The 26,234-nt window shown below is 63.6% G+C and carries 29 protein-coding genes; 10 read left to right on the plus strand and 19 right to left on the minus strand.

The genetic code is table 11. The features are described 5' to 3' along the window. Window positions 1-42: 42 nt before the first annotated feature. From E4K64_RS40490 to dusA, 9 genes are all read right to left on the minus strand, one after another. Window positions 43-201 (minus strand): hypothetical protein, encoded by a 159-nt coding sequence (locus tag E4K64_RS40490; RefSeq protein ID WP_164718287.1) that lies wholly within the window; start codon window positions 199-201, stop codon window positions 43-45. A gap of 94 nt (window positions 202-295) precedes the next feature. Next, a complete protein-coding gene (locus E4K64_RS22440) occupies window positions 296-877 on the minus strand; it encodes a flavin reductase family protein (RefSeq protein ID WP_135165467.1) in 582 nt (193 codons plus the stop codon). 32 nt (window positions 878-909) lie between these two features. Next, a complete protein-coding gene (locus E4K64_RS22445; protein WP_135165468.1) occupies window positions 910-1,761 on the minus strand; it encodes an ATP-binding cassette domain-containing protein in 852 nt (283 codons plus the stop codon). A gap of 20 nt (window positions 1,762-1,781) precedes the next feature. Beyond that, window positions 1,782-2,588 (minus strand): aliphatic sulfonate ABC transporter permease SsuC, encoded by an 807-nt coding sequence (gene ssuC, locus E4K64_RS22450; protein ID WP_135165469.1) that lies wholly within the window; start codon window positions 2,586-2,588, stop codon window positions 1,782-1,784. Then, the gene (gene ssuD, locus E4K64_RS22455; protein ID WP_135165470.1) at window positions 2,585-3,751 is read right to left on the minus strand and encodes an FMNH2-dependent alkanesulfonate monooxygenase; all 1,167 of its coding nucleotides are present in this window, start codon (window positions 3,749-3,751) and stop codon (window positions 2,585-2,587) included. Before ssuD ends, ssuC begins: the two co-directional genes overlap by 4 nt. An 8-nt stretch (window positions 3,752-3,759) precedes the next feature. Next, the gene (locus E4K64_RS22460; protein WP_135165471.1) at window positions 3,760-4,713 is read right to left on the minus strand and encodes a sulfonate ABC transporter substrate-binding protein; all 954 of its coding nucleotides are present in this window, start codon (window positions 4,711-4,713) and stop codon (window positions 3,760-3,762) included. A gap of 38 nt (window positions 4,714-4,751) precedes the next feature. Then, window positions 4,752-5,702 (minus strand): sulfonate ABC transporter substrate-binding protein, encoded by a 951-nt coding sequence (locus tag E4K64_RS22465; RefSeq protein WP_135165472.1) that lies wholly within the window; start codon window positions 5,700-5,702, stop codon window positions 4,752-4,754. Window positions 5,703-6,117: 415 nt separating this feature from the next. Beyond that, entirely contained in the window at window positions 6,118-7,284 is a 1,167-nt protein-coding gene (locus E4K64_RS22470) for a cytochrome P450 (RefSeq protein WP_135165473.1), read from the minus strand. 134 nt (window positions 7,285-7,418) lie between these two features. Further along, window positions 7,419-8,402: a tRNA dihydrouridine(20/20a) synthase DusA gene (dusA, locus tag E4K64_RS22475; protein WP_135165474.1), complete on the minus strand. Its 984-nt coding sequence runs from the start codon at window positions 8,400-8,402 to the stop codon at window positions 7,419-7,421. Window positions 8,403-8,816: 414 nt separating this feature from the next. On the opposite strand from dusA, the gene E4K64_RS40495 reads away from it, so the two are divergent. Beyond that, window positions 8,817-9,164 carry a site-specific integrase gene (locus tag E4K64_RS40495; protein WP_167772190.1) on the plus strand — a complete coding sequence of 116 codons (348 nt, stop codon included), beginning with the start codon at window positions 8,817-8,819 and terminating at the stop codon, window positions 9,162-9,164. 41 nt (window positions 9,165-9,205) lie between these two features. On the opposite strand, the gene E4K64_RS22485 is transcribed toward E4K64_RS40495, so the two are convergent. Next, on the minus strand, window positions 9,206-9,826 hold the full coding sequence (locus E4K64_RS22485) for a hypothetical protein (RefSeq protein WP_167772189.1): 621 nt from the start codon (window positions 9,824-9,826) through the stop codon (window positions 9,206-9,208). 209 nt (window positions 9,827-10,035) lie between these two features. Here E4K64_RS22485 and E4K64_RS22495 point away from each other — a divergent pair, with 209 nt between their 5' ends. Both E4K64_RS22495 and E4K64_RS22500 read left to right on the plus strand, forming a co-directional pair. Continuing rightward, complete coding sequence (locus E4K64_RS22495; protein WP_126259021.1) at window positions 10,036-10,278, plus strand: PilZ domain-containing protein; 243 nt, start codon at window positions 10,036-10,038, stop codon at window positions 10,276-10,278. Between the two features lie 301 nt (window positions 10,279-10,579). Continuing rightward, entirely contained in the window at window positions 10,580-11,191 is a 612-nt protein-coding gene (locus tag E4K64_RS22500) for a cadherin-like domain-containing protein (RefSeq protein ID WP_135165477.1), read from the plus strand. 641 nt (window positions 11,192-11,832) lie between these two features. Here the strand turns inward: E4K64_RS22500 and E4K64_RS22505 are convergent. Beyond that, window positions 11,833-12,345, minus strand: a complete 513-nt coding sequence (locus E4K64_RS22505) for a Phasin protein (RefSeq protein ID WP_167772191.1) — start codon at window positions 12,343-12,345, stop codon at window positions 11,833-11,835. Between the two features lie 331 nt (window positions 12,346-12,676). On the opposite strand from E4K64_RS22505, the gene E4K64_RS22510 reads away from it, so the two are divergent. Continuing rightward, window positions 12,677-12,868 (plus strand): response regulator, encoded by a 192-nt coding sequence (locus E4K64_RS22510; RefSeq protein WP_135165479.1) that lies wholly within the window; start codon window positions 12,677-12,679, stop codon window positions 12,866-12,868. 7 nt (window positions 12,869-12,875) lie between these two features. On the opposite strand, the gene E4K64_RS22515 is transcribed toward E4K64_RS22510, so the two are convergent. Both E4K64_RS22515 and E4K64_RS22520 read right to left on the minus strand, forming a co-directional pair. Further along, the gene (locus tag E4K64_RS22515) at window positions 12,876-14,057 is read right to left on the minus strand and encodes an extracellular catalytic domain type 1 short-chain-length polyhydroxyalkanoate depolymerase (protein WP_135165480.1); all 1,182 of its coding nucleotides are present in this window, start codon (window positions 14,055-14,057) and stop codon (window positions 12,876-12,878) included. Window positions 14,058-14,060: 3 nt separating this feature from the next. Then, entirely contained in the window at window positions 14,061-14,480 is a 420-nt protein-coding gene (locus tag E4K64_RS22520; RefSeq protein ID WP_135165481.1) for a CopG family transcriptional regulator, read from the minus strand. Window positions 14,481-15,189: 709 nt separating this feature from the next. On the opposite strand from E4K64_RS22520, the gene E4K64_RS22525 reads away from it, so the two are divergent. Beyond that, complete coding sequence (locus E4K64_RS22525; RefSeq protein WP_135165482.1) at window positions 15,190-15,471, plus strand: hypothetical protein; 282 nt, start codon at window positions 15,190-15,192, stop codon at window positions 15,469-15,471. Window positions 15,472-15,504: 33 nt separating this feature from the next. Beyond that, window positions 15,505-15,735 (plus strand): hypothetical protein, encoded by a 231-nt coding sequence (locus E4K64_RS22530; protein WP_126258883.1) that lies wholly within the window; start codon window positions 15,505-15,507, stop codon window positions 15,733-15,735. Between the two features lie 399 nt (window positions 15,736-16,134). On the opposite strand, the gene hydA is transcribed toward E4K64_RS22530, so the two are convergent. The 5 genes from hydA to E4K64_RS22555 are packed head-to-tail and all read right to left on the minus strand — an operon-like array spanning window position 16,135 to window position 20,912. Continuing rightward, a complete protein-coding gene (hydA, locus tag E4K64_RS22535) occupies window positions 16,135-17,556 on the minus strand; it encodes a dihydropyrimidinase (RefSeq protein WP_209311984.1) in 1,422 nt (473 codons plus the stop codon). Beyond that, complete coding sequence (locus E4K64_RS22540; RefSeq protein ID WP_135165484.1) at window positions 17,556-18,287, minus strand: maleate cis-trans isomerase family protein; 732 nt, start codon at window positions 18,285-18,287, stop codon at window positions 17,556-17,558. The genes hydA and E4K64_RS22540 overlap by 1 nt, the downstream gene beginning before the upstream one ends. Before the next feature lie 9 nt (window positions 18,288-18,296). Further along, complete coding sequence (locus tag E4K64_RS22545) at window positions 18,297-19,073, minus strand: ABC transporter ATP-binding protein (protein ID WP_135165485.1); 777 nt, start codon at window positions 19,071-19,073, stop codon at window positions 18,297-18,299. Continuing rightward, window positions 19,073-19,924, minus strand: coding sequence for an ABC transporter permease (locus tag E4K64_RS22550; protein ID WP_135165486.1), 852 nt, complete (start codon window positions 19,922-19,924; stop codon window positions 19,073-19,075). Before E4K64_RS22550 ends, E4K64_RS22545 begins: the two co-directional genes overlap by 1 nt. Beyond that, window positions 19,908-20,912 carry an ABC transporter substrate-binding protein gene (locus tag E4K64_RS22555; protein WP_135165487.1) on the minus strand — a complete coding sequence of 335 codons (1,005 nt, stop codon included), beginning with the start codon at window positions 20,910-20,912 and terminating at the stop codon, window positions 19,908-19,910. The genes E4K64_RS22550 and E4K64_RS22555 overlap by 17 nt, the downstream gene beginning before the upstream one ends. 199 nt (window positions 20,913-21,111) lie before the next feature. Between E4K64_RS22555 and E4K64_RS22560 the strand changes: the two genes are divergently transcribed. Together E4K64_RS22560 and E4K64_RS22565 are read left to right on the plus strand one after the other, a co-directional pair. Then, on the plus strand, window positions 21,112-21,822 hold the full coding sequence (locus tag E4K64_RS22560) for a GntR family transcriptional regulator (RefSeq protein ID WP_135165488.1): 711 nt from the start codon (window positions 21,112-21,114) through the stop codon (window positions 21,820-21,822). Window positions 21,823-21,824: 2 nt separating this feature from the next. Next, complete coding sequence (locus E4K64_RS22565; protein ID WP_167772209.1) at window positions 21,825-22,574, plus strand: aspartate/glutamate racemase family protein; 750 nt, start codon at window positions 21,825-21,827, stop codon at window positions 22,572-22,574. Here the strand turns inward: E4K64_RS22565 and E4K64_RS22570 are convergent. Continuing rightward, window positions 22,571-23,962, minus strand: a complete 1,392-nt coding sequence (locus E4K64_RS22570) for an amidase (protein ID WP_135165490.1) — start codon at window positions 23,960-23,962, stop codon at window positions 22,571-22,573. The two genes, E4K64_RS22565 and E4K64_RS22570, sit on opposite strands and share 4 nt — an antisense overlap. A gap of 88 nt (window positions 23,963-24,050) precedes the next feature. On the opposite strand from E4K64_RS22570, the gene E4K64_RS22575 reads away from it, so the two are divergent. Next, window positions 24,051-25,145, plus strand: coding sequence for an ABC transporter ATP-binding protein (locus E4K64_RS22575; protein ID WP_126258874.1), 1,095 nt, complete (start codon window positions 24,051-24,053; stop codon window positions 25,143-25,145). A gap of 24 nt (window positions 25,146-25,169) precedes the next feature. Then, the gene (locus E4K64_RS22580; protein WP_135165491.1) at window positions 25,170-26,216 is read left to right on the plus strand and encodes an ABC transporter substrate-binding protein; all 1,047 of its coding nucleotides are present in this window, start codon (window positions 25,170-25,172) and stop codon (window positions 26,214-26,216) included. The last annotated feature ends 18 nt before the right edge of the window (window positions 26,217-26,234 follow it).

Raw genomic sequence — 26,234 nt, forward strand, 5'->3', positions numbered from 1 at the left:
GGCACGCTTCGCTTTGCCCACCCTACGAGACCGCCCGTGCCGTCACGAATAACTCGGTGCATCCGGCTTGCGGAAGATGTGGATGGGATCGCCGGGGATGATCACGGGCTGGCCCGAGAACATCGCGTAGGCGTACAGCGCGAGATAGGCGATCGCGAGCGCGCCGACGGCGTAGAAGGCGAAGGTCGCGATGCGCTTCATCGATCCGCTCCATGGCCGGCCCGAAACGGGAGGCTCTGGGCGCTTCTAGAGCGATGAGGCGGAAAAGGCCAGCCTGCGCGGCCGCCCGCGGCGATCAAACGCCGCGCCGGCCGTGCGCGGGAAGGCTGACATCGGCGAGCCTTGCGGCGTCTTCGTCCTGGTCGACCGCCACGTAGCGGCCGTGCCAATAGGCCAGCGCCGCGGTACGCATCGAGCTCTTGATGTCCCTGACACGGCCGATGACGATGCCGTGCGAGTGGCGCTCCACGATCTCCTCGACCTCGCAATCGAAGGCCGACAGCGCGCCGGCCAGGAGCGGCACGCCCGAGACCGCCGTCACCCATGTGGCGCCCTTGAAACGATCGGCGCCCTTCAGCCCGCCCTTGCCGGAAAAGCGCTCGGCCACGTCGAGCTGGTCGGCGTTGAGGATGTTCACGCCGAAGGCGCCGTGGCGCCGGATCAAGGGGAAGGACGAGGCGTCGCGGTTGATGCTGACCAGCAGCGTCGGCGGCTCGACCGACAACGAGGTCACCGAGGTCACCGTCATGCCGGTGATGTCCTTGCCCCTGCCGGCGGTGATGACGCTGACGCCGCCGGTGAGATGGCGCATGGCGCCCCGGAAATCGGCGGACGAGACGGGGATTTCAGTCATGAGATCGCGAGGCACTACATTCATGGCATTGCTCCCCGAAGCGGGGTTCCCTTTATTTAGGTACGATCATCCGCCGACAACAGGTGGCGCAGGATCGAGCCTTCGAGGTCTGCGAGTTCGACCGAGCCGCGCCGGCGCGGCCTGGCTGCGTTAACCACGACGTCATGGGCGATGCGGCCCTCCTCGATCACGAGCACGCGATCCGCCAGCGCGACCGCTTCGGAGACGTCATGGGTGACCAGGATCGCGGTAAAGCCCTGGTCGCGCCAGACGCGCTCCAAGAGGCGCTGCATCGAGATGCGGGTCAGCGCATCCAGTGCGCCGAGCGGCTCGTCGAAGGCAAGCACGCGCGGACGGGAGACCAGCGCGCGAGCCAGCGCGACGCGCTGCTTCTGGCCGCCCGACAGCACCGAAGGCCAATGCTCGCGCTTGTCGGCGAGGCCAACCTCCGTCAACGCTTTCTCCGCGCGGACATGTGCGTCCTGCGAGGCGCGATCGCGACCGAGGCCGACCTCGACATTGGCGAGCACGCGGGCCCAAGGCAAGAGACGTGGCTCCTGGAACATCACGCGGATGTCCTCGGGCTGGATGTCTTTTGGCTGCGAATCCTGGCCGAAGCTGAGGCTGCCGGCGTCGATCCTATCGAGACCGGCGATCAGGCGCAGCAGCGTGCTCTTGCCGCAACCGCTCTTGCCGACGATGGCGACGAACTGGCCGGCAGGGATGTGCAGGTCGATGCCGCGCAGCACCTCGTTGCTGCCGAACGACTTGCGCAAGCCGTGGATGCTGAGCGGCAGACCGCCGGTCTTTACCGGCCGCTCCTCGCGCACCACGCGGGCATGAGGCGCGAAGTTGGCGGAGCCGGCGAGCTCGGTTTCGGGAAGGGAGGTACGAAGCGCTGTCTGCATGTGATTTCCCGTATTTCTGCTCAACGTTTCTGGAAGGCGGGGTGCCAGGAGAGCGTCAAACGCTCGAGCACGCGGGAGGCGCTGTCGGCGAGCTTGCCGAGCAGGGCGTAGATCAGGATCGAGAGCACGACGACGTCGATCAGCATGAACTCGCGCGCCTGCATCGCCATGTAGCCTAGCCCTGAGGACGCGGCGATGGTCTCGGCGACGATCAGCGTCAGCCACATGATGCCGAGCGCGAAGCGGATACCGACGAAGATCGAGGGCAACGCGCCCGGGAAAATCACGCGGCGGAACAGCTCGCCGTCGGTCATGCCGTAGATCCGGCCCATCTCGATCAGCTGCGGATCGACGGTGCGGATGCCGTGCAGCGTGTTGAGGTAGATCGGGAAGAACACGCCGAGCGCCACCAGGAACAGTTTTGCGCTTTCATCGATGCCGAACCACAGGATGACCAGCGGGATCAGCGCCAGATGCGGCACGTTGCGCACCATCTGCAGCGTCGTGTCGGTCAGCTTGGCCGAAAGCTGCGACAGTCCGTTGGCGAGGCCGAAGGCGAAGCCGATGCTGCCGCCGATCAGGAAGCCGATCGAGGCGCGCCAGAACGACACCCAGATGTTGCGGACGAGCTCGCCGGAGAGCAGCAGCTTCCAGCCGGCGAGCACGACGTCGCTCGGCGCCGGCAGCACCCGCGTCGGCACGAAACCCGTGACGCTCGCGAGCTGCCAGATCGCGATGATGGCGAGCGGCACGATCCACTGGACCAGGCCGTCGACGCGCGGCAGGCGAACGCCGCGCGGGAACGAGATGCTGTCGATCAGGCTCATGACTGGGACACCCGGTGCTGCGGACGGAAATCGCTGCCGACCGTCTCGCCGAACGGACCGCCGTTGAAATGCAGCCGGGTCACGTTGCTCGGCTGCTCCAGCGAGAGCAGCGGGAACACCAGCTCGGCGAAGCGATAGGCTTCCTCCAGATGCGGGTAGCCCGACATGATGAAGGTATCGATGCCGAGATCCTGATACTCCCTGATGCGGGTCGCCACCGTCTGGGCGTCGCCGACCAGTGCGGTGCCGGCACCGCCGCGCACCAAGCCGACGCCGGCCCACAGGTTCGGGGCGATCTCGAGCTTGTCGCGCTTGCCGCCATGGAGCTGCGCCATGCGCTGCTGTCCCACGGAATCCATGCGGGCAAAGTTCTTTTGCGCCAGCGCGATGGTGTCGTCGCTGACATGCCTGATCAGATCGTTGGCGGCGCGCCAGGCCTCCTCATTGGTCTCGCGGACAATGACATGAAGGCGGATGCCGAAGGAGAGCTTCCGGCCGCGCGCCGCGGCCACCTCCCTCACCTTCGCGATCTTCTCGGCGACGAGCGCGGGCGGCTCGCCCCAGGTGAGATATTTGTCGCCGGTGTCGACGGCGACGTCGATGCCGGCCTCCGAGGAGCCGCCGAAATACAGCGGCGGCCGCGGCGACTGCACCGGCGGGAACAGCAGCTTGCCGCCTTCGACACGGATGTGCCTGCCCTCGACGTTGACCGTCTTGCCGGCGAGCAGGTCACTGTAGACGTTCAGGAACTCGCGGGTGACCTCGTAGCGCTCGTCATGACCGAGGAAGACGCCGTCCCCCTTGTTCTCGACGGGATCGCCGCCGGTGACGACGTTGACGAGCAGCCGGCCATTGCTGATGCGATCGAGCGTCGCCGTCATGCGCGCGGCCACGCTCGGCGATTGCAGGCCGGGCCTCACGGCCACGAGGTAGCGCAGCCGCTCGGTGAACGGCGCGACTGACGAGGCGACGATCCAGGAATCTTCGCACGACCGCCCGGTCGGCAGCAGCACGCCGAAATAGCCGAGCTGATCGGCGGCCTGCGCGATCTGGCGCAGATAGTTGAAGTTGACCTCGCGGCCGCCGATGCCGGTGCCGAGATAGCGGCCGTCGCCGTGGGTCGGCAGGAACCAGAGGATGTTGGCGTTGGATGGCTTGCTCATGATTGTGCTCACGTACCGGGCTTCCGAGCGACGTCGGAAATCTTGATGGATTTGGGGATCAGGCCCAGCGCGAAGAACGCATCGGCCACCTGCTGCTGGTCGGCAATGACGGCATCAGTGATCGGCCTGATGCCGTAGGACTGTCGCTTCAACGCCACCTCGACCACCGGGACGGACAGGCCGATCGACGGCGCCAGCTGCTCGGCGACCGCGTGGATATCGCCCCGGGCCCAGTCGTCGATCGCGCTCAGTTCAGCGAGCACGGCTTCGACGATGCTGGGATTGGCATTGAGGAATTTCCTCGAGGAGAAATAGAACTGGTAGTTGGCAACGATGCCAGTGCCATCAGTGAGCGTGCGCGCGCCGGTGGCCGCTTCCGCGGCGGCCTGGAACGGATCCCAGATGACCCAGGCGTCGACGGCGCCGCGCTCGAAGGCGGCGCGGGCATCGGCCGGCGCCAGGAACACCGGCTCGATCTCCGAATACTTCACGCCGGCCTGCTCCAGCGCCTTGACCAGGAGATAGTGGACGTTCGAGCCCTTGTTCAGCGCGACCTTCTTGCCCTTGAGGTCGGCGACGGATTTGAGCGGGCTGTGCTTCGGCACCAGGATCGCCTCGCCCTTCGGGGCCGGCGGCTCATAGGCGACATATTGGATCGGCGCGCCGGCGGCCTGCGCGAAGATCGGGGGGGCTTCGCCGGTGTTGCCGAAATCGATCGCGCCGACATTGAGCGCTTCGAGCAGCGGCGGGCCGGAGGGGAATTCCGTCCACACCACCTTGAAGCCGGCGGCGGCGAGCTTCGGCTCGAGCGTGCCCTTGCTCTTGAGCAGCACCAGCTTGCCGTATTTCTGGTAACCGATGCGGACGACCTTGTCCTCGCCATAGGAGGTGCCGACCGCGGCGGCGACGATGCCGATCGACAGCATGACGGCTGCGATCAGGCGCTGGATGATACGCCTCATGTTCAAACCCTTATGCGTGGGAAGAGTGGTCGGCACGGTCAGGCTGCCGGGTTGCGCCAGACGATGTCGCGGATGACGATCGGCTTCGGAATCAGACCGAGCTTGTAGAAGCGGTCGGCGACGCCCTGCTGGGTCGCGACGATGTCGTCGGTGACGGGACCGACCACGAAGTTGGCGCGATTGGCCGCCACGGTCTGGATGTCCAGCGCCACGCCGGTGATCGCGGCGAGCGATCTGGCGACCTCGTCGCGATGCTGCTCTGCCCATGTGCCCGCCGCGGCCGTCACCTCGACGATCTGCTGCAGGATCGTTCCGTGATTCTTCGCGAAATCGCGGTTGGCGATGTAGAAGGAGTTGGTCTTGGTGACCTCGCGCGCATTGATCAGGATGCGGCCGTTCTGCTTGGTCTCGCCGATCGCGAAGTACGGATCCCAGATCGCCCAGGCCTCGATGCTGCCATTGGCAAAGGCCGGGCCGGCATCCGGCGGCGTCAGATAGACCGGCGTGATGTCGGCATAGGTGAGGCCGGCCTTCTCCAGCGTCTGCACCACGACGTTGTGGGCGCTGGATCCCTTGGTGAAGCCGACGCGCTTGCCCTTGAGGTCGGCGATGTCGCGGATCGCCGAGTCCTTCGGCACCAGGATGCCCTGCCCGTTGGTGATGGGCTGGCCGGCGGCATAGACGATCGCCGCTCCTGCCGCCTGCGCGAACACCGGCGGCGAATCGCCGACCGCACCGAAATCGACGCTGCCGACGTTCATTGCTTCCATCATCGGCGGCCCCGACGAGAACTCGATCCATTTCACGTCGATGCCTTGCGGGGCGAAATGTTTTTCCAGGGCTGCCCTTTGGCGCGCGATCACCAGCACGCCGGTCTTCTGGTAGCCGATACGAATTTCCTTCAGCACCCCTTGCGCCATTGCAGGCGAGGCAATCGCCGCAGCGGCCGCAGTTCCGATCGATAGTTTGAGAAAGTCACGACGCTGCATTCCACACTCCAGGCCGCGTGCGGCCGTTGTTCGTTCACGTGTGGAGGATGATGGTGCGGGTTGTCGGAGGTGTCGAGACGTTCAGGAAAATAGCGATGCGCGCACTGCGCGTGCGGCAGTGAGCATGATTAATCTTTCAAGCGGCCGCGACGATGCAGAGCGATTATTTTCGCACGCGAATGTGAGCGCCGCGCGGATCCGGCCCTGCGCTTGCGAAGTGCCGAACTCAGAATGTCGAAAACAACCCCATGCACAGTAGCCGGCGTTAACGGGATCAATGGCTTACGCGGCAGCCGACTTAAGCGGCAGCCGACTTGCGCGGCAGGCAAAAGGTTTGCTCCGTCGGGCAAAACAGGCGCATGATGGCGTGATCGCGGAGTGAACGGCGTCGTGGCGCGCGCGAGCGCCTGCTGGCCTAATGCAGCCATCTCACCGGCAAGTTCTGCAAGCCCCGGAACGCCCAGCCGCCGATGCGCACCGGCTCGTCGTCGGCGAGCTCGAGCTTCTTCGCCCGCGCGAACAATGTCGGCAGCGCGACATCGGCGATCATGGCGCGGGACGCGAAGGCGCCGGCGCAGAAATGCGGGCCGGCGCCGAACGCGACGCTCTTGGTCACGTCGCGGCGCACGTCGAACTCATCGGCGCGGTCGAAATGCTTCTCGTCGCGGTTGGCGGAGCCGAACATCAGGAACACGCGCTCGTCGGTTTCGAAGGCGACGTCGCGGATGCTCCAGGGCTTTGCGATACGGCGCGGCGACATGCCGATCGGCGAGATCCAGCGGGCGTATTCCTCGAACGCCTGCAGCCAGGTCACTTCACCGCGCAGAACCAGATCGAGCTGCTCGGGATGGGTCAAGAGCGCCCATACCGTGCCGGCAATCGCCTTGCGCGGTTCGTTCTGCCCGCCTGAGATCGCGAGCTTGACGTTGGCGCGCACGCTCTCCATCGGCATGCCCGAGGAAAGGAGAACCCCGAGAATGCTCTGGTCGGGATGCATGCGCATCACCGGCAGGATGTCGTCGATGGCAGCGTCGATACCGGACGTCGCGGCATGGCAGCGCGCCTCGACGGCGGGATCGCCGGCGTAATTGGCGATGCCCTCAATCATGCCTTGCGACCAGGCGTCCATATCCTCATAGCCGATATTGGTGAGGCCGGTGATCGACTTCAGGCATTCGCCGGAGAACGGCAAGGCGAAATCGCGCATCAAGTCGACCCGCCCGGGCTCGATCGAAGCGAGGATGCGGTCGGCATGGGCCTGGAACTGCGCAGTCCAGTGCGCCTTCACCGTCTTCGGCGACACCGTCGGGAACATCGCGCGGCGCTCGACCTGATGCGCCTCGCCGTCCTTGCGCATCATGTTGTGGCCCATCAGCCGGTTCATCAGGCCGGCGGGCTGGTGCGAGGAGAACACGTCAATCTGCTTCTCGGAGATCGAGATGTCGTCGCGGCTGGTCAGCAGCGTCGAGCCGAGCTGCGGCACGAAGGCGATCGGCGCCTCCTTGCGCATCTTTGCCAGCATTGGATAGGGATCGGCCCAGAATGCGGCAGGATCGATGTCGATGCGTGGCGCCGTGCTCAAGCGTCGCTCCCTTGCTGTATCCCCGACGCTTTGCGCTCACGCGGCCGTTCGGGTCCGGATCAGCTTTTAGCGTGTTCAGGCGCCGCCGTCTGTCCCCAGCGATTGGGACAGGGTAGCGTCACTGGCTGCATCTGCTAGGCAGCCTGTCCAAGTGCGACCTTGGCGATCGCATCGCTCAGCACATCGAAGCCGGCCCCCGGCCGCGTGCCCTGCTCGGCGAGATGGCGACGGAAGGCCCGTGCGCCGGGCACGGCATGAAATGCGCCGACGAAATGCCGGGTGATCGCATGCAGCCGCGTGCCGCGTGCGAGCTGCTGCTCGATATAGGGCATCATGGCCTCGAGCGCAGCCTGCATGGACCCATGCGGGGCCGCTTCGCCAAAGATCTCCCGATCGACGGAGAGCAGCCGCCATGGTTCCTGATAGGCGGCGCGGCCGAGCATCGCGCCATCGACATGTTCGAGATGTGCTTTCGCTTCGTCTACGCCGGGGATGCCGCCGTTGATAATGACAGGCACGTCGGGCATCGCCCGCTTGAGCCGATAGACGCGGTCATAATCGAGCGGCGGGATGTCGCGATTCTCCTTCGGCGACAGACCGTTGAGCCAGGCCTTGCGGGCGTGCACGATCAGCGCATCGCAGCCGGAGGCGACCACCGCGCGCGCAAGCGCATCGAGCGCCATTTCAGGATCCTGGTCGTCGATGCCGATGCGGCATTTCACCGTGATGGGAATTGCGACCGCACGCTTCATCGCCTCGACGCATCTCGCCACCAGCTCCGGCTCCGCCATCAGGCAGGCGCCGAAGCGGCCGTCCTTCACGCGGTCCGACGGGCAGCCGACGTTGAGATTGATCTCGTCGTAGCCGAACACCTCGCCGATCCGCGCAGCCTGCGCCAGTTCGCGCGGATCCGACCCGCCAAGCTGAAGCGCGACCGGATGCTCGACTGCGTCGAACCCAAGCAGCCGCTCGCGGTCGCCGTGAATGATGGCCCCGGTCGTCAGCATCTCGGTATAGAGCAGCGCCCGCCGCGTCAGATGGCGGTGGAACACCCGGCAGTGCCGGTCAGTCCAATCCATCATGGGTGCCACAGAAAATCGATAGTCTTGCGATTTCAATGATTTACCTTATGTTCTCAATGGGACGAACCCGGAACATGTGCAGCCTAATCTAGTCGAAATTGCACGCGTTTGTCCCCGTTTTGACCTCTCAGTGCACACATAGCGCCCACCCCGCGCCGCTGTCCAAGCCAAGACTTCGGCGACATCATCGATCTACATATCGAGGACGTACGCGAGGTCGGCCGCCCTCACCGCCTCTCCAAGGCCGCGGTATTAGAGGCACTACGTCGCTACGCACGCTGCAGCCGTTCAAGCTATTGAAGTCTCGGCCGAAGAGGTTCGATTAGCGCGATATGCGATGAAGCATTTGGGCCTTGTAGCAAAATCGGAGGAGCGGGACCGAGGCCCAACTGAAGATGAGCTCGGCGAACTAATCGAGTATTTGAAACTAATCCTCGACAGGTCATTCCGATGGGGCGGATCGTTCGGTATGCGGTCGCGACAACGATGCGACAGGAAGAAATTTGTCGTCCGGATTGGCCGGACGAAGACATGAAGACGCGGGTACTCGTCATCCGCGACCGCAAGGATCCGCGAGCGAAGGACGGCAACGATCAGAAGGTGCCGCTTCTCAACCTGACGGGCTTCGATGCGTGGGAGATCTTGCTCCAACAGCGCATCATCACGAGAGGTTGGGGTCGTGTATTTCCGTACAACGCCTTTGCTCAGCTTCTCTCTAGAGTCAGCAATGGGTCCCAAGAGCAGAAGTCAGATCATTCTGACAACTCGTTACTCTCAACTCTCTGGGACTACTGTTGAAGAAGTAGTCGCCGAGCGATCTTGAGCGCAGCGCGGCTGTCCTACAGCCCAAAGCCTCGGCCAATCTCCCGCACAAGCCTCAGCGCGGCGTCAGTATTTCGGCCGTAAAACAGCGCCTGATCGACCTGCGAAAGAATGGTCAGCCCAAACAGCGCGATTGCGATGCCTCTAAACATGGTTGTGGACCGGGTTGAACGATGCAGCGAAAGTTCAAAAACGGCCCCAGCCGCAGGTTGGGAGAAACAGCCGGGGCCGACATTCCCATTCCATGTGCCGCAATCAGCGGTAATCGGCACGCTGCCAGCAAGCCAGAAGAAAGCTAATGAAGTGTTTCGAAGGACCCGACTTCGGATGAAAGTGCTTTGGACACCCGGGCTTCGCAGGGCGGCCGGAGCCCGCCGGTACCTAATCCGGACATGAAAGCGCGGCGGCGTCATGCCGAGCGCCAAGGTAGACATCGAACTGAAATTCGGTGCCTTGGCTTTACCCCCGACCTCGCCTAGCATCGTCAAAGGCGTCTCACTGGGATCAAACAAATGAGCCGTTCCCTGCTGTGCTGCATAGCCGTTACCTGCTTCACTGGAGCCCTCGTTTTCCATTCCTCTGAAGCGAATGCCGTCTATTGGCGCGGCATCACCGCGCCAACGAACATCGACATTCATGGATGGCCGATCATCAAGGAGCCCCCACCCAGCCCATGCCAGTGGATCCGCGTGAGCGGTGGCTACTGGGTCCGACAGTGCGTTTATTAGACGTTGCCGAGCTGGGGCGTCACGCAGGATCAGTGAGGCGAAACGTTTTCGCAGCACAGACTCGGTAGCGCAGCGACGAATGAGGCTCGTTCGTTGTGAGCAGGATGAAACGATAGGAAATGATAGAACGTCGAAAGCTTGAGCGCATTGAAGTTGACGAGGTCGCTTACATCTTCGGCGACGGTGCGAGCTTACGCTGCCGCGTGATCAACATGTCGGATCAAGGCGCAGCAATTGAACTTCCGTCGAGGTCTTACGTGAACCCCACGTTCAAGCTGATGCTCGACAAGGATCGCAGCGTTCGAAGTTGCCGACTGGTCTGGTCGAGCGACAATCTTATCGGGGTGAAGTTCGAATTCTAGTAGGGCTGGCTTCAGCTCGACCTGCCTTTCCAAGACTGTGGGAAAAGTTAGGAGCCCGGGCCTCATACCCAAGCAGCCTGACAACGGGTTGTTCGGCTACGCGTCCAGTCTGTGCAAAGCCCATCGGGCCAGCCTGACCCCTCTTGCGGGGCTGGAGGGACAGTGCGGGGCCAAGCGGTCCGACGGCTGACGCGTAAGGAGGCGCCATGCAGTTCGAGACTAGTCCCGGTCGGCGATATCGCTGTGTTCACTTGTGACCAGGAATAGGTATTTGTAATGTTCCCGCGCAAAGGGGAATGTCATCACCGCCAATGCGGCTCAAGGCGTGCTCGCCAACGATACCGACCCGGACACCGACGCCTTGCACGTCAGCGCCGTCAATGGCGTAGTCGGCAATGCGCTGACTGGCGCATTCGGGACGCTGACACTGAATGCTAACGGCAGCTACAGCTATTCCACCGCGAAGGGCGGCAGCGCATCTCAAGGACTGCCGCAGGACAACTTTACGGACACGGTTGATGACGGGCACGGCGGCACCAGTACAGCCACATTGACCGTCTCGGTCATTGGCAACGGCCAGACTTATGTGAAGGGGACGGACAGCAATGATACGCTGTCGGCAGGCACGAAGGGAACCGTACTTGATGGAGGGAACGGCAACGACACACGGAAGGACGCCGACACGTTCGTGTTCAACCCAAATTTTGGCAAGGACGTGATCACCGACTTCAAGCCAAATGCGGATCACATCCAGATCGATGACACGCTCTTTGCAAACTTCGCTGCCGTGAAGACTCATGCAGCCGGCGACGGGCAAGGCAACACGCTGATTACTTATGACGCGAACAACACGATCACATTGACCGGCGTCGTTCCGTCTCAGCTGCACGCGAATGACTTCTTCTTCGTGTGACGGCGCGGCGGGTCCGTTCGACAACCCAACCAGAAGGATGGGCCCGACGTATTACACGTCGGGGCCATCCAAGCCCATTAAGCCCGTTGTATCCGCCGACGTTCCACGCCCGCCGATATTCCATTCCCGTTACGCGCATTTTGTCTCATTTGGGTCAATAGGGCCGGTTTCGGCCGTGGGTAGTCAGGTCCGGTCTACCCTCAACTTCGGACATGGCCTCGCACCACCTGGACGGTTGCGCTGGCCCCCTAAGGACACCCGGCATTGCAACAAGAAAACCTATGCTTCCTCACCGGTGAGGTGAGCGCAAGCGCGGCCACGACTTCCGCTATTCCCGTCGTATCTGCATAGGCACCATGTGACCGACATCCTCGACCAGATGGAGCCGGGCAAACGCCACGTACCGCGCCGCGACTGATCGGTCGATGACCGGATAAACCTTCATGCCGGATTCTAACGGGATACAGGAGGCCCTGATACTGAAGCTGCAACTGCGCTGCCCCTGGAATAAGAAGCGCTTTCCTCAGCGGCCGCCCTCAACTGCCTGGGCCGGAGAGCCAACAACCCGTCCAAATGCGCGCGCGCCAGACAGTCGCTGCGCGGGCGTGATGCGCATTTGCGTCCATCCTGACGGCTTGCAGTTATCGTCCCAGGAGAGCCGTGAGCTCTCGAGGCGGGTTGATGCTCCAGAACGAATATGCCGCCAGTTCTTTCGAATGCTCGGCGAACATATCGACCCGTCTGCTTGTAAACTCCGTAATGACGCCGAAAAATTCAGTTGGTGACCTGATCGTCGCAAGTCTCAGGCCGAATTCAAAAGCAAATTGCGCGTTGGCCCCGGCTATCTCAAGAAGCTTCGTTTGATACGCCTGCATGTCTGCCGTCGCTGGAGCAAAGCCTTTCGTTGGATCGCTATCCGTCATTCTCTGACTGAGGTCATCTACTAAGGCATCGGCCCGAGGCTCAATGATAGAAACCTCGTGTTTAGGATCATCATGAAGCTCAGGAGGCGGTTCGATCGAATCTGCCGCAGCAGAGTGAGGTAAATTCTCTTTCGGGCTTTTAACAATGGCCTGCTTGTTCCGTTGGGCCCGCGCTGCCATTTTCGGATTGCGGGCGCGTTTGGGCGCTGCCGCTGGTTTGCGTTTGCTCATCTGACGCTCCAAGAAAATGGGGGTGCGACCACAACGGTCATTCCTGAAAGGACAACAGGCCTGGTGACGTGGGGTTCCAAGTCGGTGCTGTTGGTCCCGCATGAACTGAGATCAATCGCACGTTCTACGAGTTCGACCATGATTTTAGGCAGCAACTCCAACCAACAAACGCTTAACTGGGCGCCCCTCCTTGAATGCTCTAGCTCTAGCACCAGTACTAGCAGTTGGTGGTGGGAGGAGAAGAGAGTACGAGGTCATCCATGTGGCTGACGGCGCAGAGCCGTAGGCGGGTACGGAACGGCGGGTCGCCGACATTCTCATCACGGACGTCATGCTGCCCGAAGGCATCGACGGATGGCAGATTGCCGAACGTTTCCGGGAGGATAACTCCAAACGTCCGGTGATCTGTGCGATCTGTTTCTCGCCGTCGCGCCCGCGCTGGCGGATAGAGACCGGCTTCGGCGACGCCAAATTGATCCGGAAACTCGGCGATGTGCTCGAGGACGACGTGAGCGCCCTGTGAAGCCAGACTACCCACCGAGCGGATGTTCGAGGAAGAAGCGCAGCATTTCCCTGCTCGCATCTGGCCCTTGCGGATCAGTGTAGGATCCGGCGGGGCTGCCGCCTGACCACGCGTGTCCGGCGCCATTGATGTTCCAATGTTCGGAAATCGCCCGACCGGCCCCGTCGATCAGGACGGTGCGAGTATAGGCATGGCCGTGGGGGACGCGTCCGCGAAGCACCTTCGTCGTCGGGCTCGTTTCCCTGGCGGACTGCTCGATAATCTGATCGCCATTCTTTGGATTCACCGTTGTGTCGCGATCGCCATGGAAAACGATGGTCGGCACCGAAGTGTCCGCAATTGCCTTGGAGCCGCCCCCTTGCCGCATGGCGACGAACGCGGAGGGAAGATCGCTCGCGGCTCCGCACGCGAGGCCTGAATGAATACCGACGGCCGCATACAGGTCGCTATACGTTGCGCCCATGATGGCGGCGGCGGCCCCGCCGGCCGACAGCCCCGCGACGTATACGCGCTTCGGATCGATCACATGGTCGCGCATGATCTGGCGGGTAATGCCGGCGATTATCGAGGGCTCGCCCCCGCCGCGGCGCTGGTCGCTCGTGCGAAACCAGTTCCAGCACTTCGACTGGTTGGCTCCGCTCGGCTGCTCAGGATAGACCACGAAGCAGTTCTGCTCTTCCGCCAGGAAGTTCATCCGGGTGCCGGCCGCGAAATCGTCCGGCGACTGGGTACAGCCGTGAAGCATGACGATCAGGGGAAGCCGTTGTCCCTGATAGCGGCTTGGGATGAACAGCTTGTAGGTCCGGCTTCCCGCGGCGTTACTGAACTTACCGGCGATGAACCGTGTGCCCTCGGGCACGATGTCCGATGGGGACGGAGGAGCGCGTGTGATCGGACTTCGCAGGCGGAGCCCGGAAACATCCCGCATGCCGTCGAGCAAGGAGCGTCTGCGTCCCTGACCAGAGCGGGCCGGCGCAATCTGCGGAGCTTTCCGCTCCCCGACAATGTCGGCGGTGGCGTCGATGGTAAGCGGATCGCACCGCGGGAGCTGATCCTGAGGGGCGCTGCGGGACTCCGGTCTTGGAGACCTACCGCCCTGGAGCATGCGCTGCAACAGCGCGGTGGCCTCAACCAGTTGGCCGGCACGCGTGAGGCGGGTTGCTTCGCGAACTATGTCTTGATTCAGCATCATTCACCTCATTCTGTCGGCGAGAGCGGCCTTGACCGCGGGAGTGGCGTGAAGCGCCCCCAGCACCGAGACCGACGCGATTGTGGCGCGAGCCAACTCCGGAGTGACGTCCTGGGCGATGGTGGCCAAGCCCAAAACATTGATCTGCAGCATCTCGCCGGCGCGCCGCGCCGCTTCGAGATCCTCGCGAGTGTAGTTGCGGAGCCCGAGGTCCAGGTTCTTCCGGGCCGTGGACTGTCTGACCACCTCTATGTGTCGCTCGAGCTGGTTGCGGATTGCTGTCCGGATGAAATCAGTCCGGTTCGAATAGAACCCTTCCTGCACCATGAGATCGACATGACCGAGGTCGACATAGCCAAGGTTGATCGTGATCTTTTCTGTGTCGGGGACCTTGGGTCGCAGTTCGTGAACGTTAGCGGGCATAGCGGAACATCCATTCACCATCCGGTTGGATGATGTCTGGATGTTATCTGGATACTCGCGAGCACTTTTCAAGGGGAGCCATTCAAATGATCCTGGACGAGCATCTCGCGTGGGTGGGCCGTCTCACGTCGAGAGCGGTTGCCGTGAAGGCCAGACAAATTCCTGGCGAAACTAGCTCCACGCGGCGTTGCGGGCACCGTCTTTGGCTTCTTCTTGCGGCAAGGAGCTTTCGAATGGGGCCCGCTTGTCCTCTTTATGTCCTTCTCAAGAAGTCGCCGGTCTAGGCGGATATTCTCACGTGAATGAAGCCTCCATGGCAGGCTCCCTGCACGCGGCCAAGAATTTCAAATTAGGACAGCGGTGCGCCTTTGGTCGGTTACGCGGCCTAATCCTTTCCCTGCAGGCGGGTATGTTCGGCGGGAGCGACGGTCCTTTGAAGTTATCATTCGCGGTGAAGAAGGAGATCACCGCTTAGGCGTATCAGAGTGCACGATGAAGTGCACACCGCCACGGAATGACTAAGATGCAGGTTCGATCCTTAGTGGACCGTGTTTCTTCTGCCGACAGCGCGGAGTCCTCGCGTGCGCGCCGATTGCAGCACTGACACTTCGCGAAACATCTCGCGGTGCACTTACGGAACAACATTACATCTGGGAAAATCGCGGAACGAATCGACTTATCAGTCTTTCTCTGACCTCGGGAGGTGCCCATGACTTCTCAGGCCATAGAAGGCGCATGTGCGTTCGCTTGGCGGAACTACTTGCTGCTCAATAGTGGCATCAGTGAAGACGATAACAGGCGTTCCGCCCTCTTTCGCTACGTCACCAATCTTCGCGATACCGGCGAATATGATTTCGACCTCTTGCAAATAGCAGCGGTCGCTTACCTGCAAAAGCTGGACGAACTGCATGACGACCGACGCGCTAGACTCGCGGCAGATCAGGCTTTGGCCGAACGGTTAGCATCACGTGGTGCACTACCTGGTACCTAGCTTTGGGGTTAATCACCGGAGAAGGAGCAAGCCATGGCAGACAACACCACTAACTCAGACCGTCTCGCGCGCGACGCCCAAAAGCGCACAACCGCAGCGACAGAAATCGGCATGATTGCCTTGAAGCCAATTATGCACTTTCAGGTCTCAATGCTGAGGATGTGGGCCGACAGCATCGAAAGGTTTGCGGGCAATTACGAAAAGGGGTTCGAAGAAACCGCCACCGCGGTCGAGAAGCAGTCCGACAAGGATCGCGCCGCATAGATCAACGCAATCGTGCGTTGGAGTCGGAGTTAGGTCAAAGGCTGCCCCTGGGAGCTCGCATCACCGTGGTCGGCTCACCTACCGGAAGCGACGACCCGGCGCTCTGAGCTATGGTCGGGCCGTGAAGCGGCGTTCGAGGCGGCCTTACTCCTCGTCCTCGGTCGAGCACTGTTCGCCACACTGGCACTTCACCAGCGCGGCCCCTTTAGTGCTCACGACGGAGCTTCTCGGCGAGCGCTCGTTGGTCGTCGATGTGCTCCTGGAGAACCCTACGGGCTCGCGGCGGCAAGGAGGCTGGGGTCGCAAGGAAACGTCGGCTTCGCTCCACAAGGGCGCGGCTTGCTTCGACTAGGGCTCGCGTTTGCTGAAGGACGCGCGGCCGCTCCACGAGTTGTCACGTCACACCAGGCTTGACTTGCCCCGGCTCAGCACCTCGCCCGCGCCCTTGTCGCCGACGATCTTGCCCTGCTCATACACCACCCGCCCCCGCGCGATCGTCGTGACGGGCCAGCCGGTAACGTCAAACCCCTCCCACGGCGTATAGTCCGCCCCGTGGTGCAGGTCGGCTTGTTGAATCTTCTTGGTCAGCTTCGGATCCCACAGCACGACATCCGCGTCAAAGCCGACGCCGATCGAGCCCTTGCGTGGATAGAGGCCGTAGATTCGTGCATGGTTGGTCGCAGTCAGCTCGACGAATTTTTGCAGGCTGATCCGTCCTTTCGAGACGCCCTCCGAGAACAGGATCGGCAGCCGCGTCTCGACGCCGGGGATGCCGTTCGGCACCCAGCGGAACGAAGTGCGTGCATTCGGCGTCAGCTTGCCCTTGGGATCGTCATAGCGGAACGGGCAATGATCGGATGAGAAAGTCTGGAACACGCCCGTCGTGATGCCCTCCCAGATTGCCTGCTGGCTCTCGGCATCGCGCGGCGGCGGCGAGCAGACATATTTCGCGCCCGTGATGTCCATGTTGAGGCCCTTCATGTCGTCGGCCGTCAGCGTGATGTATTGCGGACAGGTCTCCGCATGCACCGGCAGTCCGCGCTGCTGCGCCCAACGCACCTGCTCCATCGCCTCTCGGCCCGAGACGTGGACGATCATGATGGGAACGCCGATCACCTCGGCATGGCTGATGGCGCGGTGCGTCGCCTCGCGCTCGACCGCCTGCGGTCGCGAGGTGCCGTGATAATAGGGCGCGATGTGGCCTTCGCGCTCCAGTCTGTTGGTAAGGAAGCGGATCGCGTCGTAGCCCTCACAATGGACCATGACCAGCGCCTCCTCACGGCGCGCCACCTCGAACACCTCGAGCAGCTGCTTGTCGCTGAGCACGAGGTCGTCATAGGTCATGAACACCTTGAACGAGGTGTAGCCGTCCTTGACCAGGGCCGGCAGTTCCTGCCCGAGCACGACCGCGGTCGGGTCGGAGATGATGAGATGAAAAGCCGTGTCGATGTAGCACTCGCCCTCGGCAAGCTTGCGGTAGCTCTCGACGCAGGTGCGGAGCGAAGTCCCCTTCTCCTGGAGCGCGAAGGGTAGCACCATGGTGTTGCCGCCAGCGGCGGCCGCCCGCGTTGCCGAGGCAAAATCGTCGGCCATCACCACATCGGGGCCCGAGGGTTGCGAGATGTGAACGTGGCTGTCGATCCCGCCCGGCAGCGCGAGCAGCCCGGTCGCGTCGATCTCGCGGGCCGCGCCCTCGATGCTGTCGGCAATGCTGACGATACGGCCGTCACGAATGCCGATATCGGCGCCAAACTCGTCGCTGGCGGTCACGATGGTGCCGCCGCGAATGGCGAGGTCGAGCTGCGTCACAGGAGTCTCCATCACTTGATGACCGCTGATGTCTTGAATATTCGGCCCCACCCTGCAAGAGCCCTGATGTCGCCGCCGGCAAGCTCGAGGGTCCGCCACAGCGTCACCGCGACCGAGTCGAGCACGGCGATGTCCAGCTCCCGCTCCAGCGTGGCCGCCAGCGCCGCGCCGTCGAGATTGGTGCAGAGGATGACGATCGCGTCGGCCCCCTCCGCCGCCACGGCGCGGATCATGCCGGCGATCGTCGCAGGCGCGACCTCGCCGAAGGAAAAATTGTCGCGCAGGCCGAGATGCCGCTCGGCATGCGGGGGGATGCCCTCCTCCGCCCAGACATCGCCGATCCGCCGCTGCACATCATCCGTATAGGGCGAGACGAGACCAACGCGCCTGGCGCCGAGCGCGCGGCCGGCGTCGATGCAGGCGAGCGTCGAGGTCGTCGCGGGCACGCCAGTGCGTTCCGTAATCGCCTCGCAAAGGCTCCTGTCCCGGCCGATGCCAAGCCAGCTCGCGGAGGTGCCGTTCCAGGCGATGGCATCGACCTTGGCGTCCGCCAGTAGATCCGCCGCGGGCAGCATCACCGAGGCGTCGAACTGACTCAACGCGGCCGCGTCGAGCGCAATCTCCGTCACGCGGAAGCGCGAAAAATGCGCAGTAACGTCCGGAGCGCCGGCCAGCATCGCGCTGGTGACGGGCTCGAGCACCGAATTGGAGGACGGCGTGATCATGCCGAGACGCTTGCGCATGCCGAGATCTTACGACGCCTGCGCCAGGCGCGTCGACTCCTCGCGGATCAGCGACAGGATGTGGCGCTTGGCGTCGTTGAACTCGGGGCTGGTGATATCGCGCGGGCGCGGCAGGTCGAAGTTCACAGCCTCGCGAATCCGGCCCGGACGCTTCGTCATCACCACGATCTTGTTGCCGAGCACCAGCGCCTCGTCGACGCTGTGGGTGACGAAGACGATGGTGCAGCGACGCTTCTGCCAGATCGCCACCAGCTCTTCCTGCATCTCCAGCTTGGTCTGGGCGTCCAGCGCCGCGAACGGCTCGTCCATCAGGATGACGCTCGGGTTCATCAGCAGGGCGCGGGCGATGCCGACGCGCTGGTTCATGCCGCCCGACATCTCGGAGGGATGATGGTGCTCGAAACCGCGGAGGCCGACGAGATCGATGAACTCCATCGCACGGTGGTGCCGTTCGGCCTTGGCGACGCCCTTGAGCTTGAGATGGAAGGCGATGTTGTCGATCGCCGTCAGCCACGGCATCAGGGTCGGTTGCTGGAATACGACGCCGCGGTCCGAGCCGGGTCGCTCCACTTGCCTGCCGCCGACCAGTGTCCGCCCCGACGTCGCCTGCTCGAAGCCGGCGATGATGTTCAGGAGGGTCGACTTGCCGCAGCCGGAGGGGCCGAGCAGGCAGACGAAATCATTGGTTTCGATGTCGAGATTGATGTTGTCCAGCGTCAGCAGGTCGCGGCCGCGCCGCTTGTCGGAGAACACCTTGACGATGTTGCGAAGCTCGATTGCCGCCATCAGCCCGCCCTGCCCTGGACCGTAGTTGTCTGCTGCCAGCGCAGCGTGCGCGCCATGATGGCCTTGAGGCCGAGGTCGGAGAGATAGCCGAGCAGCCCGATCGAGATCATGGCAGCCAACACGATGTCGTAGCGCAGGAAGTAATAGGAATCCCACAAGACGTAGCCGAGGCCGCTCTTCACCGCGACCATCTCCGCGGTGACCGTCAGCATCCAGGCCGACCCGACCGCGATGCGTAGCCCTGCGAAGATCGAAGGCAGCGCGGCCGGCAGCACGATGTCGGTCAGCATCTGCCGTCCGTTGGCGCCCATCATCGCGCCTGCGCGGACGAGATTATGGTCCACGGTCTTCACCCCGTGAATGCTGTTCATCAGCACCGGAAAGAAGGCGCCGAGAAAGACCAGGAAGATCGCCGGCTTGTCGGCAATGCCGAACCAGATGATGGCGAGCGGAATCCAGGACACCGGCGGAATCGGACGCAGCATCTGCAGCGTCGGCTCCAGCGTCTTCTCGAACAGGCGCGACCAGCCGATCGCGACGCCGGCGAGGATTCCGAGCAGGCTTGCCAGCGCAAAGCCGCCGAAGACACGAAGAGCGCTGGCAAGCGCGTCGCGCAGCCAGTGGCCGGAATAGGTCTGCGTCGTCTCGTCGAAGCCGAACACCCAGTCGCCGAGCGCATGCAGCACCGCACTCGGCGCCGGTAGCAGCGCGGGCGGAAGCATGCCACTCCGGGCAAACGCCTCCCAGCCCGCAATCAGCAACGCGGGGACGACCAGGCGTTCGAGCCCCTGGAACGCCCGCGTCGGCCGGAACGCTGGCCTCGCGGGCGAGACGTCAGTAACCGAGGTCATTCTTGGCCTTTCCCGTGGCCTTTTCCAGAAACGAATAGTCCATGTTCTTCTCCGCTTCCGCGGCGACGTCCTTCGAGATGTACTTGAGATCACGCATCATCGCAGCGATCGCGAGCGTCTGTGAACGATGGATCGCGGGATCTGGCGAGGCGTTCTTCAGCGCTTCGGTCGCCACATTCTTGTCGAGGCCGGTGAGCTTGTTGATGACCTCGATCCACGGCGCCTTGTCGGCGATTAGCTTGTTGTCGAGCTCGACCACGGCGGTGACGACGCCCTGCACGCCGGCGCGCTGGCTCGCGATCACATCCGAGCGTGTCACGATCAGATTGGTCAGGTTGCCGGCAGCCTGGTCGTAGGGCAGCACAAAATGCTTGCCGGCACCGGCAAGACGGATCTGCGAGGCGAACGGCTCGACCGAGCAGATCATGTCGACCTCGCCGCGCTGCAAGGCGGCGAGATGATCGGACGGGTTGGGGATGTTGATGAACTGGATGTCCTTGTTGGGATCGACGCCCTGCTTCAGGAACGCGCCGCGCATGTGGATGTCCTGCGCGTTGCCACGGGACGCCGCGACCTTCAGCGGCTGGCTGTCGCTCTTCGCCTTGGCAACCGTCGCTTTGAACGTGGCCCAATCGTCGGGCGGAAGACTCAGCTTCGCCGAGGAGAGGCATTCCGAGCCGCCATTGATCTGGCCGGACACGGCGACGACATCAAAACCTTTGTCGAGCGCGGTGATGTAGTGAAGGTAGGTGACCTGCGCGACATCGATGCTCTTCGAGATCAGCGCCGTCAGCACGTCATTGCCCGAGTTGAACCCGGTGGCCTCGACCTCGACGCCCTTCGCCATGCCTGGAATAAGCGACATCGGCAGGCAGTGCGCGCATTTGGCATAGCCGAGCTTGATCTTCGGGGCTTGCGCGATGGCGAAATCGCCTCCGCCGAACATCGCCGCCATCACCACGAGGCCCAGTCGCAAACTCGTCCGCATCGCTTACTCCGTTTCGAAGGCGCGAGATCCCGCGCGTCTTGCTGAGATCATCGGTCGGCCTTCGCCGCAGCGCAATCCGGTTTTTGCATGCTGCATACAATTTGCGCGGTATGCCATTGTTTTCAGCGAGATGCGTCGATATTTTGAGCAAGTCAAAGGGCCAAAAACGGCTAGGATGAACTGAAGCAACGAGGCGCGCGTGCAGCAGAAGTCGGAAACCCCGAAGGGCCGAAAGTCGCCCAAACTCAAAAGGATGGGCCTGCACGAGCGCGCCGCCGCGCGGATGCGGACGATGATCATTCGCGGCGAGCTGCCGCCGGGATCGCAGACCCAGGAGACAAAGCTGTCGAAGGAGCTTGGCGTATCGCGCACGCCGCTGCGCGAGGCGATGAAGGTTCTCGCCGCCGAAGGATTGATCGAGCTCCGCCCCAACCGCAGTCCGCGCATCGCCGACATCGCGATCGAGGGCATCTCGGAATTGTTCGAGGCCCTCGCCGGCATCGAGCGGCTGGCCGCGGAGCTTGCCGCGGAGCGCGCCACCGAGCGCGATCTCGCACGCCTGCGCACGCTTCAGACCCGCATGGAGGGCCATCACCGCAACGGCAAGCTCGACGAGTATTTTGCCATCAATGGCGAGATCCACAACGCCATCGTCCGCATGGCCCGCAACACGCCGCTGCGCGAGGCGCACGAGACGCTGATCTCCCGCGCCGAACGCGCGCGTTACCTCGCGCTCGGCGCCGACCGGCGCTGGAGCAATTCGGTCGACGAGCACGCCGGCATCCTCGCCGCCCTCGAGGCGCGCGACAGCGAGGCCGCGGGACGCCTGCTCGGCGCCCATGTCCGCCAGACCGGCACCGCGCTGCTCGAGACGCTCGCCCTCTCGAAACCCAAGCTGACCGCGGCATGACCATGAAGCTGCTGCTGCTCAACCCGAACACCAGCACCGCCGTCACCCAGTTGATGACGGAAGTCGGCCAGCGCGCCGCCGCGTCCGGCACCGAGCTGGTCCCCTGCACCGCCTCGCGCGGCGTGCCCTATATCTCCACGCGCACCGAGGCGCAGATCGGTGGCGCCATCGCGCTGGAGATGCTGGCCGAGCAGCACGGGAAGGTCGATGCGGCGATCATCGCAGCCTTCGGCGATCCCGGCCTGTTCGCCGCGCGCGAGACGTTCGATATTCCCATGGTCGGCATGGCCGAGGCAGCAATGCTGACCGCCTGCATGGCCGGACGCCGCTTCGCCATCGTCACCTTCGCCCAGGCGCTTGGCCCCTGGTACGAAGAGTGCGTCCGCGACCACGGGCTGCGCGAGCGCTGCGCCGGCATCCGGATGCTCGATACGCCATTCAAGGCGATCTCCGATGTCGGCACCGAGAAGGAGGATCTGCTCGTTGAGCTCGCCCAACGTGCCGTCATCGAGGACGGGGCCGATGTCCTGATCTTTGCGGGCGCACCGCTTTCGGGTCTCGCCGAGCGCGTCGCCGACAGGATCCCTGTCCCGGTCGTCGATCAGGTCATCGCCGCCGTGAAACAGGCCGAAGCGCTGGTGGCACTACGGCTGCGCAAGGCAACCGCGGGCACGTTCCGACGGCCCGCCGCCAAGCCCACCATTGGTCTTGCCGACGCGCTCGCCGCCCGGCTCGAGCATCGCGATTGCTAGGGGAGCTTCGGCCGGCGATGCGAAAAACCCAGTTCGTTCTCGAGGATACGGCCAAAGGCAAGCAAGCGGGCTTCGCTTCCCGGTGGCGCGATGATCTGGATACCGAACGGCAGCTCATTCACTCCTCGCAGCACCGGCAAAGTCAGGACCGGGAAACCGACCAGCGACACGATGAAGGTGACGGCGAGATAGTCGATCGGCGTCTCCAACTGCATGCCGTCGATGGACATGACGTCACTGATCTCGTTCGGCCAGGGGAAGACGGAAGCGGCCGGCGCGACCAGGAAATCGGCACGGCCGAACAATGCGCGAAAGCTGCGATAGATGGCCGTGCGGCGGCGCTCTGCGTGGAGATAGCCCTCCGCGGACAGGTTTGCGCCGGCCTCGATATTCCAGATCACCGTCGGCGTGAGCTCGGCACGCCGGGTCCTCAGCAACTCGCCATAGCTGCTCGCGATATGCGCGGCACGCAACGCGCGGAAGGTCTCGATCGCCCCGCCGCAATCGGGCGAGGCCTCCGCCACATCGGCAACCCGCGCGAGCGCCTTGCAAGCTCCGCCGAAGCGCGCACGAACATCGCGCGCAACCCGCGCGACACCGAAATCGGGCGTGACCGCGATCCGCGGACGGCCCGCAAGCGGCCGATCGTCATTGACGACGCCAGCAGAGAGCGGATCGTAAGCATCAGGTCCCGCACAGACCGACAACGCGAGCTCGAGATCGTCGACGCCGCGGGCGAGAAAGCCATGGCTGGCCAGCATGTCCCAGCCGAGCGGCCGGCGCGGCGACGGGATGCGGCCGGGCGTGGGCCGGATGGAGGCCACGTCGCAAAAGCTCGCGGGCGTGCGCACCGAGCCGCCGAAATCGGTGCCATGGGCCAGCGGCACCATGCCGGCCGCGACCGCGACGGCGGAGCCGCCGGACGATCCGCCGGAGGTCAGCGCGGGATCGAACGGATTGCGCGTCGGCCCGCGCAATCTGTTGGTGCAGACCGCACCGAAGCCGAATTCCGGCGTGTTGGTCTTGCCCAGAATGATCGCGCCGGCGCGCCGCAGCCGCGCCACCACGAGATCGTCCTCGGCCGGGACGTGGTCGCGAAACAGCACCGATCCGTAAGTTGTCGCAAGCCCCGCGGTGTCGGTGAGATCCTTGATCGCTACGGGCACGCCATGCAGCGGCCCGATCGGCGCGGGTGCGGCATCGCAGATTTGCGCGGCGCGGCGGGCGCCCTCGGCATCCACGGTCACGAACGCAGTCAAGTGCGGCTCTTGTTCCTCGATCCGCCCGAGATGCGCCTCGACCACCTCACACGAGGAGAGGTCGCCCTTCGCAATAGCGTGCGCAAGGTTTGCAGCGGTGAGGTCGCAGATCGATGGCTTGGGTGTCATCGCACCACCATGCCAAACCTCGCATCGAAAGGCGAGCGCGGCGGGCACGAGACTTGCTTTCTCCTCTGGGGCAACGGGAGGCAACACCATGGTTGAAGCGCAAGGCGGACGTTCGCTCGTCGTCGACGCGGTCACCCACCGGTACCCGAGTGGCGCGCTCGCAGTCGAGAACATCAATCTCGACATCAAGGGTGGCGAGATCATCGCGCTGCTTGGACCCTCCGGCTGCGGCAAGACAACGCTCTTGCGCATCATCGCCGGCTTCATCGCGCAAAGCCAGGGACGCATCATCATCGGCGACGACATCGTCGATGCGCTGCCGCCGAACAGGCGCGCCGTCGGCATCGTGTTCCAGAACTATGCGCTGTTTCCGCACCTGTCGATCAGCGAGAACGTCGGATACGGCCTCGCCGCCCGCGGCATCGACAAGGCGACGCGCCAGCGCGAGGCGCAGCGCCTGCTCGAGCTGGTGCAATTGCCGGCGATGGCCGAGCGGCTGCCGCGCCAGCTCTCCGGCGGCCAGCAGCAGCGCGTCGCGCTCGCCCGCGCGCTCGCGATCAAGCCCTCGATCCTGCTGCTCGACGAGCCCTTTGCGGCGCTGGACAAGAATCTGCGGCTCGACATGCAGATCGAGATCAAGCGGCTGCAACGCGTCTCCGGCATCACCACGCTGATCGTGACCCACGACCAAGAGGAGGCGCTGTCGATGGCCGACCGCGTCGCCGTGCTCAGCCACGGCAAGCTCGAGCAATTCGGGACGCCGTCCGACATCTATGACCGACCGCAGACGCTGTTCGTGAACACCTTCGTCGGCTCGACCAACCGCATGCCCGGTGTCGTGGTCTCGGCCGATCGCACCGCTGCAAAAGTGCGGCTCGATGCCGGCGCCGAGATCATCGCACGGCCGGCGGCGGCCAGCCTCGCGGAGGGCGGCCGCGTCACCGTCTGCATCCGGCCCGAGCATCTGCAATTCGTCGCCGACGAGACCGGCTTCGCCGGCGTCGTCGGCATGTCGCTGCCACTGGGGGCCACCGTCGTGCACGAGATCACGACCGCCGACGGCTCCGGCGTCAAGATTTCCCAGGCGCGCATCGGTGCAACGCACGCACTGGAGAGCGGCGCTGCGGTGCGCCTCGCCCCGCTCGCCCCATCGCTCGCCAACGCCTTTCCCGCAACGCTTTAGATCCAGTCCATAGGGAGTTCGACCATGATCATGAACCGCCGAAGCCTGATGACCACCGCACTGACACTCGGCGCCATGAAGGCGTTTCCGGGATTGAGTTTTGCCCAGGCTCGCCCGCTGGTGTTTGCGACCTTCACCGGAAGCTGGGAGGAAGCGCACAAGGCCGTGCTGGTGCCGGCCTTCCGGAAAGCGAACGCCGATGCGGCGATCGTGCTCGACCCCATGCTCTCGGTCGACCAGATCGCGAAGGTCAATGCCGCCAAGGCCAACCCGCCGATCGACGTCATGCTGCATGATCCCGGTCCTGCGCTCGTCGCGATCGGCCAGGATCTGGTCGAGCCCTACCCGGTCGAGAAGAGCGCCTATTACAAGGACCTGATCAGCGAGGCGCAGGAGCCGACGGGCCCAGCCCCGTTCTTCCAGGTCGTCGGTCTCACCTACAATCCCGAAGCGATCAAGACCCCGCCGACCTCCTGGGCCGACCTCTGGAAGCCCGAGTTCAAGGGCCGCGTCGGCATCACCAACCTGAACTCGACGCTCGGCACCGGCTGGCTGGTCGAGATCGCCAAGATGCGCGGCGGCTCGGAGGCCAATGTCGACCCCGCTTTCAAGGCGCTGGAAGAGCTGAAGCCCAATCTAGCCGCGGTCGCCGCCAATCCCGGCGCGCTCGCGACCCTGTTCCAGCAAGGCCAGATCGACATCTCGCCCGGCAATTTCAACGCCATCCAGATCCTGAAAGCGCGCGGCGTGCCGGTCGAGTTCGTGGCGCCGAAGGAAGGCGCCATCGCCTTCAAGACCACGATCCACATCGTCAAGAACTCGCCGAACCGCGAGCTCGCCTTCAAGCTGATCGAAGCCGCGCTGACGGCTGAGGTGCAGACCACGCTGATGAAGCCGCCCTACCTGATCGTGCCGACCAATTCCAAGGTCGCGATGAGCGGCGAGATCGCGCGCGTGCTCGCCAAGGACACCGCCGAGCTGAAGCAGAAATTCGTATTCCAAGACTGGAAGAAGATCAACGAGCAGCGCTCGGCCTGGATCGAACGTTTTAATCGCGAGATCAAGATCTAAAGCCACGAAGGTTTGAGC

Origin of the sequence: Bradyrhizobium frederickii (genome assembly GCF_004570865.1) — a bacterium.
Classification (GTDB): domain Bacteria; phylum Pseudomonadota; class Alphaproteobacteria; order Rhizobiales; family Xanthobacteraceae; genus Bradyrhizobium; species Bradyrhizobium frederickii.